This is a genomic window from Paenibacillus sp. GCM10027630 (genome assembly GCF_042676305.1).
GTDB lineage: Bacteria > Bacillota > Bacilli > Paenibacillales > NBRC-103111 > Paenibacillus_S.
Genome location: NZ_JBHTGY010000096.1, coordinates 68,363 through 81,340, shown reverse-complemented (window position 1 = coordinate 81,340; position 12,978 = coordinate 68,363). Strand labels below are relative to the sequence as shown.

Annotated in this window: 14 protein-coding genes; 7 read left to right on the top strand and 7 right to left on the bottom strand. The window is 47.1% G+C overall.

Going from position 1 to position 12,978, the window contains the following annotated elements; genetic code table 11:
• The first annotated feature begins 68 nt into the window (after positions 1 to 68).
• Positions 69 to 965 carry a carbohydrate ABC transporter permease gene (locus ACFQ0C_RS36015; RefSeq protein ID WP_379374337.1) on the top strand — a complete coding sequence of 299 codons (897 nt, stop codon included), beginning with the start codon at positions 69 to 71 and terminating at the stop codon, positions 963 to 965.
• 15 nt (positions 966 to 980) lie between these two features.
• Positions 981 to 1,820, top strand: coding sequence for a carbohydrate ABC transporter permease (locus ACFQ0C_RS36010; RefSeq protein WP_379374335.1), 840 nt, complete (start codon positions 981 to 983; stop codon positions 1,818 to 1,820).
• Between the two features lie 110 nt (positions 1,821 to 1,930).
• Here ACFQ0C_RS36010 and ACFQ0C_RS36005 read toward each other — a convergent pair whose 3' ends face one another.
• From ACFQ0C_RS36005 to ACFQ0C_RS35980, 6 genes are all read right to left on the bottom strand, one after another.
• A complete protein-coding gene (locus tag ACFQ0C_RS36005; RefSeq protein WP_379374333.1) occupies positions 1,931 to 2,791 on the bottom strand; it encodes an AraC family transcriptional regulator in 861 nt (286 codons plus the stop codon).
• A gap of 97 nt (positions 2,792 to 2,888) precedes the next feature.
• Complete coding sequence (locus ACFQ0C_RS36000) at positions 2,889 to 3,872, bottom strand: FecCD family ABC transporter permease (protein ID WP_379374331.1); 984 nt, start codon at positions 3,870 to 3,872, stop codon at positions 2,889 to 2,891.
• On the bottom strand, positions 3,869 to 4,894 hold the full coding sequence (locus ACFQ0C_RS35995) for a FecCD family ABC transporter permease (RefSeq protein WP_379374329.1): 1,026 nt from the start codon (positions 4,892 to 4,894) through the stop codon (positions 3,869 to 3,871). The genes ACFQ0C_RS36000 and ACFQ0C_RS35995 overlap by 4 nt, the downstream gene beginning before the upstream one ends.
• 2 nt (positions 4,895 to 4,896) lie before the next feature.
• Positions 4,897 to 5,874 carry an ABC transporter substrate-binding protein gene (locus ACFQ0C_RS35990; protein ID WP_379374327.1) on the bottom strand — a complete coding sequence of 326 codons (978 nt, stop codon included), beginning with the start codon at positions 5,872 to 5,874 and terminating at the stop codon, positions 4,897 to 4,899.
• 100 nt (positions 5,875 to 5,974) lie between these two features.
• Complete coding sequence (locus tag ACFQ0C_RS35985) at positions 5,975 to 6,778, bottom strand: AraC family transcriptional regulator (protein ID WP_379374325.1); 804 nt, start codon at positions 6,776 to 6,778, stop codon at positions 5,975 to 5,977.
• A gap of 34 nt (positions 6,779 to 6,812) precedes the next feature.
• Positions 6,813 to 7,787 (bottom strand): TRM11 family SAM-dependent methyltransferase, encoded by a 975-nt coding sequence (locus tag ACFQ0C_RS35980; RefSeq protein WP_379374323.1) that lies wholly within the window; start codon positions 7,785 to 7,787, stop codon positions 6,813 to 6,815.
• Between the two features lie 106 nt (positions 7,788 to 7,893).
• Here ACFQ0C_RS35980 and ACFQ0C_RS35975 point away from each other — a divergent pair, with 106 nt between their 5' ends.
• A complete protein-coding gene (locus ACFQ0C_RS35975; protein WP_379374321.1) occupies positions 7,894 to 8,172 on the top strand; it encodes a hypothetical protein in 279 nt (92 codons plus the stop codon).
• 27 nt (positions 8,173 to 8,199) lie between these two features.
• Positions 8,200 to 8,460 carry a hypothetical protein gene (locus tag ACFQ0C_RS35970; RefSeq protein WP_379374319.1) on the top strand — a complete coding sequence of 87 codons (261 nt, stop codon included), beginning with the start codon at positions 8,200 to 8,202 and terminating at the stop codon, positions 8,458 to 8,460.
• A gap of 75 nt (positions 8,461 to 8,535) precedes the next feature.
• Here the strand turns inward: ACFQ0C_RS35970 and ACFQ0C_RS35965 are convergent, their stop codons facing one another.
• Entirely contained in the window at positions 8,536 to 9,507 is a 972-nt protein-coding gene (locus ACFQ0C_RS35965; protein WP_379374317.1) for an acetylxylan esterase, read from the bottom strand.
• Positions 9,508 to 9,666: 159 nt separating this feature from the next.
• Between ACFQ0C_RS35965 and ACFQ0C_RS35960 the strand changes: the two genes are divergently transcribed.
• From ACFQ0C_RS35960 to ACFQ0C_RS35950, 3 genes are read left to right on the top strand one after another with little or no spacing between them, the layout of a single operon-like run.
• Positions 9,667 to 10,707, top strand: a complete 1,041-nt coding sequence (locus ACFQ0C_RS35960; RefSeq protein ID WP_379374315.1) for an HD domain-containing phosphohydrolase — start codon at positions 9,667 to 9,669, stop codon at positions 10,705 to 10,707.
• Positions 10,708 to 10,731: 24 nt separating this feature from the next.
• On the top strand, positions 10,732 to 11,277 hold the full coding sequence (locus ACFQ0C_RS35955; RefSeq protein ID WP_379374313.1) for a heme NO-binding domain-containing protein: 546 nt from the start codon (positions 10,732 to 10,734) through the stop codon (positions 11,275 to 11,277).
• 5 nt (positions 11,278 to 11,282) lie between these two features.
• Positions 11,283 to 12,971 carry a response regulator gene (locus tag ACFQ0C_RS35950; RefSeq protein ID WP_379374311.1) on the top strand — a complete coding sequence of 563 codons (1,689 nt, stop codon included), beginning with the start codon at positions 11,283 to 11,285 and terminating at the stop codon, positions 12,969 to 12,971.
• Positions 12,972 to 12,978: the final 7 nt, after the last annotated feature.

Here is a 12,978-nt window from a genome sequence, read left to right as displayed (position 1 = left end):
AGGACAAGAGTTCGAGAGGTAACAGGTACACTTGAGCTCTTGTCCCTACACAGAGGAGATTTCAGGCCATGTCGATATTTTCTAACCGCAAACGATGGTTATGGCTCATCCCATACCTCTTTCTCGCGCCTTGGTTGATCGGACTTTTGGTGTTCAATACCATCCCAATTTTCAGCTCGTTGTATCTTTCGTTTACGAACTATAACTTCGTATCTTCACCCAAGTGGATTGGCTTAAAAAACTATGTAACGATGTTTGGCAGCGATCCGCAATATTTGCAGGCACTGAAGGTAACGATAACTTACGTTCTTGTCGCAGTACCGCTGGAGTTAGCTTTTGCTCTATTTTTGGCGCTGCTGTTGAACAAGGGGATACGGGCATTAGGGTTCTACCGGGCTGTTTATTATGTCCCTTCTCTGATCGGGGGAAGTGTGGCTATTGCTATTTTATGGCAGCAAGTATTCGGGGAGCACGGCATTGTCAATCAAGTTTTGGGCTTGGTCGGTATTGATATGCCGAGCTGGGTAGGCAACCCTGATTACGCAATCTGGTCCATTATTTTTCTGAAGGTTTGGCAGTTTGGTTCGCCGATGGTCATCTTTCTAGCCGGGCTTAAGCAAATTCCTCCCGATTACTATGAAGCATCTTCGCTGGACGGCGCAGGCAAGTGGAAACAATTCTTTCATGTTACATTGCCGATCTTGTCCCCAATTGTATTGTTTAATGCGATCATGCAGATCATCAGTTCATTTCAAGCGTTTACGCCGGCCTACATTATTAGTAACGGTACGGGCGGCCCTGTTAATTCTACCTTGTTCTATACACTCTACTTGTACCAGAATGGCTTCGGTAATTTTCAGATGGGTTATGCCTCCGCCATGGCATGGGCACTTCTCGTCATCATCGCTTGTTTTACAGGACTGATCTTTATGACTTCGAAAAAATGGGTTCATTACGGGGATTAGGGGTGACACATAAAAATGGCAATGAAGGCTAGTGTTCAAAAATCGCTGCTTCACATACTCATCATCGCAGGGTTTATCATTATGCTGTACCCGGTACTATGGATGATCATCAGTTCATTTAAACCTACGGAAACTATACTTACAGATAACAGCCTTTGGCCGAGGAACCTTACATTCTCTAATTATATAAAAGGATGGGCCGGTACATCGGGTACAACGTTCAGTACCTTCTATGCAAATTCTTTGCTTATGGTGGCGCTGGCCGTTATTGGCAATATCGTGTCCTGCTCACTTGCCGCATATGCTTTTGCACGTCTGGAGTTTAAGGGGAAAAAGCTGATGTTCGCCCTGATGCTGATGACGATGATGATTCCGATGCATGTGCTGATTGTTCCGCAATACATTATCTTCAATAAATTGGAGTGGGTTAATACTATACTGCCCATTGTAGTGCCGAAATTTTTTGCTGTTGAAGGCTTCTTCGTATATCTGACCATCCAATTTATCCGTTCTCTGCCTCGAGAGCTGGATAAAGCGGCAACCGTGGACGGATGCGGGCCGATTAGTATTTATACGCGGATTATTTTGCCGCTGACAACGCCTTCCATCGTTACCACAACCATTTTTACATTTATTTGGACTTGGAACGACTTCTTCAGCCAATTGCTTTACCTCAGCAGCGTCAAAAATTACACGGTTACGCTTGCGCTTCGGATGTTTACCGATGCAGGTGGAGAGGCGGCGCTAGGTTCGCTTTTTGCCATGTCCGTGCTGTCCATTATACCGGTTTTCTTTATCTTTTTATTTTTCCAAAGGTATATTGTTGAGGGTATCGCAACGTCGGGTATTAAATAAATTCGTTAGCTCCAGAACATCTTATGGGCAGTAGAGGCTGCACTTGTTGCCTTCTCTGCTCCACATTGTTAAACAATTAGACCGACTGATTGCAGTCGGCCGTGGTCTTTCTATTTCTTTACAATGGGAACCCATACTTCACACTGGTAATCCTCTGAAGTCGTGTCTCCTGCCGGATATACCTCCAGCTCCGGTCCACCCGCATGCTCGTAGCCTGTTGAGGGGAACCATTCTTGGAAAACCTTCTTCCAAACTTTCTGAATAGCCCCAGGTAATGCTCCATTCGAGTTAAACACCGCCCAAGTAGCGTCAGAAATGTGTCTGGTTGTGAACTCGTCCGCCTCAGCCCCGGCTTTTCCCTCCACGGCGATGATATAGCTAAATTGCTCCTTGTCATGCTCCATATCCAGGCAGATTCCAAGCAGATTTCCGTTAATCCCAATAGAGCTTAGCTTAGCAAAGGTACCATCCTCGAAGCACTCTTGCCAAAATTTTGGAATCCTCCGAAGGTTTTCTCCGTCTCTGGTAGATACTTGAATAGACTTGCCGATAATTGAGAAAGAAGCTTTCTCTATGATTGTGTAATCCATTTCCTTATCTCCCTTCAGTGATAGATGGAAGGAGATGCGAGGGAAGGCTTTGAGCTTAACCCCGGGCTCGCGCGCAGCCGAAGGTGTAATCCCATGCGCTTTACGGAAGGCTTTGGAGAAGGATTCAGGGGAGTCATAGCCATACTTAAGCGCTACATCAAGCACTTTTGTAGAAGATATGGCCAATTCCTGAGCTGCCAGTGTTAATTTGCGTTTTCGAATATACTCAGCTACTGTGATGCCGGTCAACATATGGAACATTCGTTGAAAATGAAACGGGGATGAACACGCTGCTTTGGCTATTTCTTCGATACCCAGCTGTTCTTCCATGTTCCGCTCGATCAGTTCAAGAGCATCCTTCATCCTCAAAAGCCATTCCAACCTCGTCACCTCCTTTGTTAAGATGATCTTATCACTTTATTGTCGTGAAAGCCTGTCAATCTGTGCTATGTTATGACAGGTTTAACGGATAGCAGGATCATCGGAGTTTACGAGCATGCTCCTTGCGCAATAAATAGACGAAGTAGGGAGCGCCGATGATGGCCGTCATAATGCCTACAGGCACCTCTCGCGGGATAATAATGATGCGGCCAAGGCAATCGCCAAGAAGCATGAGGTCAGCTCCGATGAGCGCGGCCAGTGGAATCAGCCACTGGTGCCTACCGCCAACGATGCTCCGAGCCATGTGAGGCGCGATTAGCCCGATGAAGCCGATGGCTCCGACCGCCGACACGGAGATGCCGGCAAGAGCTACAGCCAGCAGGAGCAGCCAGAAGCGCTCGCGCAGGAGGTTCAGCCCAAGTGAGATGCTCGACTCATCCCCGAGCTGGAAAACATTCAGCTTCGCATAGCTCCCCCAAGCGAGTGGAAGGAGCAGGACAATCCATGGCAGGAGGGAGATCACCTCATTCCAGCCTCTGCTCCACAAGCTGCCCGCGAGCCACAGCAGCGCCATGTTAATATTGGTCGGATGCGTAACAATCAGGTATTGGGTGCCGGCTTGCAGAACCGCCCCCATCGCAACGCCGACCAGAGCAAGGGATGCAGGGCTTAAGGTCAGCCTCCGGCTGAGCAGCATTAATATAAAGAAGGCTCCAACGGCGCCTGCGAAAGCGGCGGCTGGAATTATGTAGCCGGGAGCTTTGGGAAATAAGAAGATAACGGCAGCCGCGGCTAACCCGGCTCCTTTGGTGATGCCAATAACATCAGGGCTTGCCAACGGGTTGCGCACGATACTTTGCAGAATGACACCGGCAACGGCTAAACCGAACCCCGCCAATATCCCAACGAGAACTCGCGGCAGACGAATTTGATGGACAATGAAATAGGCGGGGCTATTTTCATCCAGCAAGCTCACCCCGATATCCCGGAACGGGACGGATACGGTTCCTACACTTACCGATACAGCGGCTAATACAATCATAACAAGCAATGCAGCGCCGAGCGCTATGCCTTTTCTCATCGATTTGCCCCTCCTTTTCTGCGGGCCAAATAAATGAAGAACGGACCGCCGATAACTGAAGTCACGATACCTACCGGTGATTCGAAGGGAAAGGCGATCACTCGGCTGAGCAGGTCGGCATATACGAGCAATATACCGCCAAGCAGCGCAGTTAGCGGAGCCAGGATTGTCAGCCTATTGCCGACCAGTGCTCGGGCGATATGCGGGACAATCAAGCAGATGAAGGCGATAGGGCCGCATATGGCAACTGCGGAGCCGGCCAGAACGATGACGAGCAGCATGCCTACAGCTCTGACAAGCACTACTCGTTGGCCTAATCCGGCCGCAATCTCATCATCGATCAGAAGCAGCCTGAACGATGGGAGCATGAACCCGAGAAGCAGCAGCCCGCCTATAAAGAAGGGCAATATCATCCGAACTTCCGGCCATCCCGCCTGATTAACGGAGCCGACCAGCCAGAAGATCATGCTGTCCGTCGAATACTGATTTAGTATAATGAGTCCTTCCGTTAAGGAGGATAGCAGAAAGTGGACCGTTATCCCGGCTAAAGCCAGCCGGACATACTGCTTTCCCCCTCCTGATCCGGCTAATGACCAGACAAGCAGGGCGCCTGCCGCCGCCCCGACAAAGGCGAACAGCATCGTCGATAGAAGCGATAGCCCGGTTATGGCAACTAGCCCGAACACTACGGCTAAGGAAGCCCCTGCGTTAATCCCGAAAACATGCGGGGAAGAGAGTGGGTTCTTCGTCGTCAGCTGTGTGAGAAGCCCGGCTAAGGCGAGATGAATCCCAACGATGCATGCCGCCAAAGTGCGCGGCAAACGCAGCGTCTGGATATACAAATGAACCTTATCTTGCGCCTGATAGGTTAAAGCCTCGAACAAGGTATGCCAGGAAACCTGAGCCTGCCCCCACTTTAGGCTGAAGAGGATACCGACGGCTAATAAAAGAGATGAAAGACAAAAAAGGAAGAGCAGAAACCAGGTACGGTTCTGCTTCTCCAGTCGAACGCTCTTATCCATTATTACTTTTCTCCCAGCTGCTTCACAATATCATCGGCGATTTTCTCAGAGCCGAGCATTCCACGGGAAAGCGACCAATCGCGTCTTTCTACGGTATATACTTTTTTATTAGCTACCGCATCGATTTTATTCCATAATGGGTTGGTTTCCCATTGATTCACAATCGTAACCTTATCCGTCGGCATGAGGAACAGTGCCTGCGGATTGGTTTCCACAAGCTGCTCCAGCGTCAGCTGCGGATAGGCCGCATCATTTTTCAAAGGGTCTGTGAAGCCGAGCATTTTCAGCATAGAGCCGCTGTAGGAATGGTCGGAGTGACCGAAGAAGCCCTTAGGATTAACTACCGCCGGCAGAACGGTCAGATTGGCACTTTTAATTTTCTGCTTGGCCGCATCCATCTTGGTTTGATGCTCTTGAAGGCGTTTCTTGCCTTCCTCTTCCTTGCCAACCGCTTTGGCTGTGATCATATAATTTTTTAGCATTTGATTGTAATCCGCCTGGAAGTCATCCAAGACGAGAATTGGAGCAATAGCCTTCAATTGGGGTAAAGCATTTTTATGTTTATTAATATCTACGATAATTAAATCAGGCTTCAACGAACTGATTAATTCAATGCTGGGCTCGTAGCGGGACCCGACGGAAGTATAAGCCTTCAACTGACTTTTTACAGAATCCATGAATAGATCAGGGCTGCTGTCATCCGCAATCCCAATCGGCTGAACGCCAAGCGTTACAAGCATATCGGTGAAGCTGAAATCCATCGTGACGACCCGTTCCGGCTTTTTAGCCAGTGTTACGGTCCCCATCGCGTCTTCAACGGTGATTTTTCCATCGCTTGGTGAAGGAGCTGCAGGCTGTTGTTGACCCGAAGCGTTGTTGGCTGGAGCTTGATTATTGGCCGTTTGACCGCATGCGGCAAGGCTTATAGCAATTACGAGCAGCAGCGAGAAGCATAGTGTACGGTTGATCCATTGATGCATTATTGTTTCCTCCTGATAATAATAATTATTCTCAATTAGATATTAGACGTAAATGTCCCATTAGACCATATCTAATTTTATGATCAGGCATGTTATATTTTTAGATTTTTGGCAAGTTTTTATGAAATGCAGTGGGTGAAGATCCTACCTCCTGTTTAAATATCCGGCTAAAATGAAAATAATCCACGAAACCGACTCTCTGCGCAATTTCCTTGGCAGGCAAGCGGGTTTGCAGGAACATCTCCTTCGCTTTATCAATTCGAAGACTGCGTAAATAACCGGTCATTGTTTTGCCGGTATGTTTTTTGAACAGTACTGTGTAATGCCCCACACTCATGCCAGCCCGCTCTGCGAGCATAGGGAGAGTGAGCTTCAGCATATAATGCTCATTGATATAAGATAGGGATTCTTCCAAGGAGACGGCAGAGGATTTATCCTCTTGTCTCATGTGCGTTTCATATATATAAATAAACAGGATTCTTTCCAATATCAAACGTTTTCTGAATTGCTGGGCTGCTTCTTCCTCCGGTGAATGGGTATGGATTTCATGAATGGTACGGATGAGCTCGTCCAGCATGTATTTAATCTTTACTTCGCTGACGGTACGGAGCGGGCCATGCAGCGTCCAGATGCTATCCTCAGGAAGAATACGATAGGAGATGACGACATACTCGGCTTCTTTCGTTCGGGGTACCTGGATGACGAAGGGACCATACTGGGGGTGGCAGGCAAAGCCCTGTGTAAAAACAAGAGGCGCTTGCTCCTTCGCCGAAATGGTAATATGCCCGCGTAGGACAACGATCAGGACGTGGCAGTCAGCGGGACATTCAATGGTTTGAGACACACAGCTGGAATCAACCTGCTCCAGGATTGGAATCATCGCAACGAGTTGTTGAAAGTTCATAATCGCGCAGCCCTCTTATGCTTAAATTTCGTAATCATGTACAAACGAGAATTTGTCTGGAGAATCCCCCTTTTTTCGCAACACAGCGGTCTGCAATTGTAAGTCCGGCGTTAGCGATCATTCCATCAATCGATTCAATGGTGATAACGATGACTTTGCTTGCAATGCGGCGGGCATGCTGAAGTATGGAGAATTGCTCCTCGGGAGTAGTTGTAGAAAATAAATTGTAGGGCATATCGACAATGGCTACATCGTAGCTTGCCGTAATATCGGAGATGGCGCCCAAAGTGACATTGCCTTCAAATCCGAAATGAGCGATGTTCTCCCGCGCCCCGCTGGCTATAAAAGGGTTAATATCGCGACCTACGATGTCAATCCCCATGGAAAGTGCCTCTACCAGCACGGTTCCTATTCCGCAGCACGGATCAATCGCTTTGATTCCTAATGGATCGGGCACGGCAATATTGGCAGCGGCTCTGGCGACACGCGTACTAAGTGCAATGGAGTAATTACGGGGCTTTTTCATGTGATGAAGCCAAACAGCCTTGTTTCTCACATAGTTACCAAAATACCAGCGCCCACCCAAAGCGACTATGCCAAACACTTGATCCGGCGTATGAATATCGGCTTCCCCTTCAATATAATTGCCAATCTCTCGCTCAATTGCGCGCCGCTCATCATACTCTATTTTATCAGCCGAAGCTAGATCATTAATTTTGACGAAAATCACTTTAAACGTTGCTTCCAGCAGCTGTATATGCGATACTTGTTCCAAAATATGCGGCAGGGTGTCTCCATGGTATAGAACCTCTATCCGTTCTTTAATAAAGGGACTGCGGTCAGGCTCTATTTCAACGGTGCTTTTCAAGAGATTGGATTGAGCTTGCTTTCCAAAAAAAGAGCGCGTCTCTAATTCACATAAGGAGAGCTCGTCCTCACGACATGCATACGTATATATAAATGCGGGCAGTTGATTATCATTTTCCAATCCTGTCTCATCCTTTATCATATCAGATCTATCAACCATATCCGTAAAAGTGTAAAAAAGCAAAAGAAACGTTAACGGTAAGTTATGTTACAATGGCAGTATGATCACAACTAGGAGATGAATACGAATGAGTGAACAAATCAATGAGCAGGAGCTTGTCCAATACATAGCAACTCGAACAAATGTTGAGGCCAAGAGCATTTTGCTTGTTTTAAAGCATGAAGAGTCATTTATCAACAATGCAAAAGCGGATGCCAAAGGCGAGGTAGATATCGATAGCGACGAGCTGGTCGATTATGTGGTGAGCCGGTCCGATGTCAAATTGGACGAGCTGACAGTTGAATTGATTCTCGATGCAGAAATGGATTATTTGATGGAAAAGGGACTCGCAGGTTATATAGATTAATTGGGTACCATAATGATGAGGCGGCGCATGATCCTGCTAAAGGGTTATGCGTTTTTTTATGTGAAAAAGGGGCTATTTCCTTTCCTATCTGGACATGCTCTGCCAATCCCGATTACGATGATAGTAGGGATCGTTGGTTCTATGATCATACATTTACTGGATAGTATCAAATCCAATGTGAATATGGAGGTTCTTCACGCTGTATATCCTAATGGCATAGTCTTCATATTATTTTTCATATTCAATGCGCTCTATTACACGAAGTCGGAGATTCACAGCGGTTCTTGATAGATACCCGACCTGCCGGTGCTTAAGCTTGCTGTTGGATAGAGCGCATATTTATTTTTCGCTGAAGCTGCCTGTCTAGGACAGGGAAAAACGTTCGGATACAAAGTCCAACATAAGTCGATTGTGGTAAGCAACAACCTCATGACCGGTAAAAGGATAGGTATGAATAGCTTTCTCACTGGTAATTCGGTTGTAAGCGGCGAATACGGTTTCGGGCAAACATACGGTATCCTTCAAACCGACAGATAGCATAGCGGGAATGCGGATTCGCTCCCCCAGATTCAGGATGTCAAAGTAGCTAAGTGTCTCCAAAACCTGCTCAAGCTTGTCGGGGTAACGTGCAACGAAGGCAGCCGCCTCTGTTAGAGAACCCGTGGAATTCAATAAACCGTGATCCATATGGCACATGTTTGGGATATTGGCTATGGCGAGAGCTGGCTTATCACTCAGAGCGGCTGTGATCAGAACCAACCCGCCGCCTTGACTGCCACCGACAATGGCAATCCGGGAGCTGTCGATCTCCGGCTGAGCATGCACCCAATCTACAGCTTTTATGCTGTCAATCGTAATGGCTTTATAGTAGCAGGTGTCCTTATCCAGAATCCCCTGTGTCATCCAACCTTTTGTCATACCGTAGTTTTGCGGCAGCAGATTGCCTGTTTCCCCGCCTTGACCCCGAACATCGACTGCAAATACGGCCATGCCCATCAGCAGCCATTGGCTGTAGTCCTCCGGGTATCCGCTGCCTCCGGTATATCCGTGGTATATGACTACACAAGGCAAGTTCTGTTGAGGAACAAACTTGGGCAGCAGGAACCAGCCTTTGATCGGAGTATCGTCGAAGCCCTCATAGCTCACTTTGTAAGCGTCAACAAAAGCTTGCGGTCCAAGAACCCTCTCTCTGGAATCATTCAATGGTTTAGAGCTGAATTGCTTTAGAGTTTGCTCCCAATAGTTCGATAAATCCTCCCTTGCCGTCAAGGGAGGATTTAATTGTTCCAGCTCCTTGATTTTTTTCTCAATAGCATTTGGATAAGTAGTTTTCATTCATAATGCTCCTTTATCTGTGTCGATTTATTCACCGATACGCCTATTACTTCCATAATTGTAGCAGATAAAGCTCTTTTTTGATAATAATTGACAATGGACTTAACCTATAGCAAAATTTAACTATCAGTTATGATTTAATAGATTGGAGACTGAGATATGGATGGAACTTGGTCAAAACTCGCCAAATTTCTGATTGTAGACGATCAGGAATATAACATCACTTTATTGGATAGAATTTTGCGTCGCGCAGGATTTTCTAACCTACATAGCACTATGAATTCACAGGAAATTGTGCCGCTTTTTCAAGAGATTGCTCCAGATATAGTTTTGCTAGATTTACATATGCCGGGCATAGATGGGTTCGAGGCGTTAAAGCAATTGAGAGAGCTGGACAAAGAGGGAAGCTATTTGCCGATTCTTGTTCTTACAGCAGATGTGACGCCGGAGGCTAAGAAGAAAGCGCTTCAGGAGGGAGCCAACGATTTTCTAACAAAGCCGTTTGATAAAGCAGAAGTCATTCTGCGTATTAATAATTTGTTGAAAACGCGCTACCTTTATTTGCAGCTTCAGCACCAAAATGAGCATTTGGAAGAAAGAGTACGGGAACGAACGGCCGATCTGGAAAAGGCGCAATTTGAAATTTTGCATCTGCTGGCGCGTACCTCAGAATTCCGTGATGATATGACAGGGCAGCATACGAACAGGGTTGGAGAAATGGCCGGAATGATTGCTCAAACCATGGCCCTTTCCAAGCAGGAGGTCGAATTGATTCGGCTCGCCGCACCGTTGCATGACCTGGGCAAGATCGGTATACCCGATGAAATTTTATTGAAGCCAGGCCGGTTTACCCCGGAGGAATTTGAATATATGAAATCACATACCTCGATTGGCGCCAGCATTTTGGAAGGAAGCTTGTTTCCGGTGTTGAAGGTGGCAGAAGAAATTGCAATGTCTCATCACGAGAAGTGGGACGGTACCGGTTACCCGAAAGGGCTGAAGGGGGATGAAATTCCTTTTGTTGCGCGTATCGTTGCCCTTGCTGATTTCTTCGATGCATTGACACATGAACGTCCGTATAAAAGAGCTTGGACTATAAGCGAAGCGCTCTCTGAAATTGATAAACAGCGAGGTTTGCATTTTGATCCACAGATTGTCGACGCATTCAAAAGCATTGTACAAAAGATGGGTGTTTCCTAAATAAGCGAGGGATGGTGCTTTTTAATGAAGGGGATCGTTTTTACGACGTTTGTCGAAATGGTGGAAAGCAAGTTTTCATTGCAAATTGCGGATCAAATTATCCGAGCCTCTGATTTGCCATCGGGTGGCAGCTACACAGCGGTTGGAACGTACGATCATAACGAAATTATTCGACTGGTTGTGCAGTTGAGCGGACAGACAGGCATTCCGGTCGCTGATTTGGTGCGGACCTTTGGGGAATATTTGTTCGGGCAGCTTGTTGAGCTATACCCGCAATTTGTGGATTCGGAGCTTACGATATTTGAGTTTTTACAAAAAATTGACGGTTATATTCACGTGGAAGTACGCAAATTGTATCCGGATGCAGAGCTGCCTGGATTCGAATGTGATACGTCGATACCGGGAACGTTGAAAATGACATACCGCTCCTCGCGTCCTTTTGCCGACTTGGCGGAAGGCTTGATTCTCGGAGCTATTAGCCATTACAACGAAAATATTGCTATTGAACGGGAAGACTTTACGGACGGTACCGGCGCAGCTACACTCTTTATTCTGACGAAGCAGGAGTGAATGTAATGACTGAACTGGACATCCTCCGAAGGCATCTGGAAAGAGAAAAGGCAGCACGCAAAGAAGCAGAGAAAATTGCCGAGGTGAAGACACGGGAAATTTTCTATATCAACCGGGAATTGGTGCAATTGAACGATCACCTGGAGGAAATGGTCAAGGATCGGACTGCGGAGCTTGCGAAGGCTCGCGATGAAGCAATCGAAGCGAGTATGATCAAAAGCCAGTTTCTGGCCAACATGAGCCACGAGCTGAGAACACCGCTGAGCGCGATTATCGGGTACAGTGAAATGCTCAAAGAAGAAGCCGAAGAAATGGGCGAGCAAGTGTTTGTAGATGATCTGCAAAAAATTAATAAAGCCGGTAAGCATTTACTTGCACTCATTAATGACATCTTGGATATTTCCAAAATTGAGGCCGGTAAAATGGATCTTTACCTCGAGGCTTGCGATGTGCCGGAGTTAATTCAGGATGTGCTCACAACGGTGCAGCCGCTTGTCGAAGCGAACAAAAACCGGATTGAGGTTACATACATCGAAGGTGAAATGCATACGGATGTAACGAAGCTAAGGCAAATCTTATTCAATTTATTGAGTAACGCCAGCAAGTTTACCAAAGAAGGAACGATTGGGTTAAGCGTTGTTCGGGAAGAACGGGGAGGTCAGCAGGGGTTCGCATTCCATGTTACCGATACAGGGATTGGAATGACGCCGGAGCAAATCGATAAGCTATTCCTGCCATTTACTCAAGCAGATTCGTCGACGACACGCAAATATGGAGGCACGGGCCTCGGACTTACAATAAGTCAGCATTTCTGCACGATATTAGGCGGGAAAATCGAAGTGGACAGCGTATACGATCAAGGCAGTACCTTTACTTGTTGGCTTCCTGTTCATGTAGATAAGGAGAATGGGCCTCAAGAGGAATCGCAGGAACGGCCGAAGGATGTGCTGGAAGGTAAAGCAACCATTCTCGTAATTGACGACGAGCCGGCCAATCAGCAGCTGATCGAACGTTATCTGGGCAAAGAAGGATGGGCGGTGGCGGTTGCAGGCAGCGGCGAGGAAGGGCTTAAATTAGCCAAGAAGCTGCGTCCGAACGTCATATGCCTGGATATTTTAATGCCAAGCATGGATGGATGGTCTGTATTAACCGAGCTTAAGAATGATCCGGAGCTGTCGGATATTCCAGTTATCATCCTATCGTTGACTAATGATAAAAAGATGGGGTATGCACTAGGCGCCTCCGAGTTTATGACGAAGCCCGTTCATCGTGAGCAATTGGTCGCTGTCTTGGGCAAGTACATCCCCAAGGGAAGTACGAATGCAGTGCTTGTTATCGAGGACGATGCAACGACTAGCTCAATGATGACGAAATTGCTGGAGAAGGAAGGCTACACGGCAACTCAGGCAGGCAATGGGCGCATTGCTTTGAAAAGCGTTGAGAAGTCAGTGCCGAAGCTGATTCTGCTTGATTTGATGATGCCTGAAATGGATGGCTTTCAGTTCGTCTCCGAGCTGCGGAAGAAAGAAGAGTGGCGCACTATTCCAATTGTCGTCGTAACGGCAAAAACGATTACAGCAGAGGATCGCGCAAGGCTGAATGGTTATGTTAAGAAAATTATTCAGAAAGGCGCGCTGGATCGCGCGGAGCTGCTCAAGGAAGTTAGCAGTCTGGTTGCTGATTCTATCCATTAACAAGAAA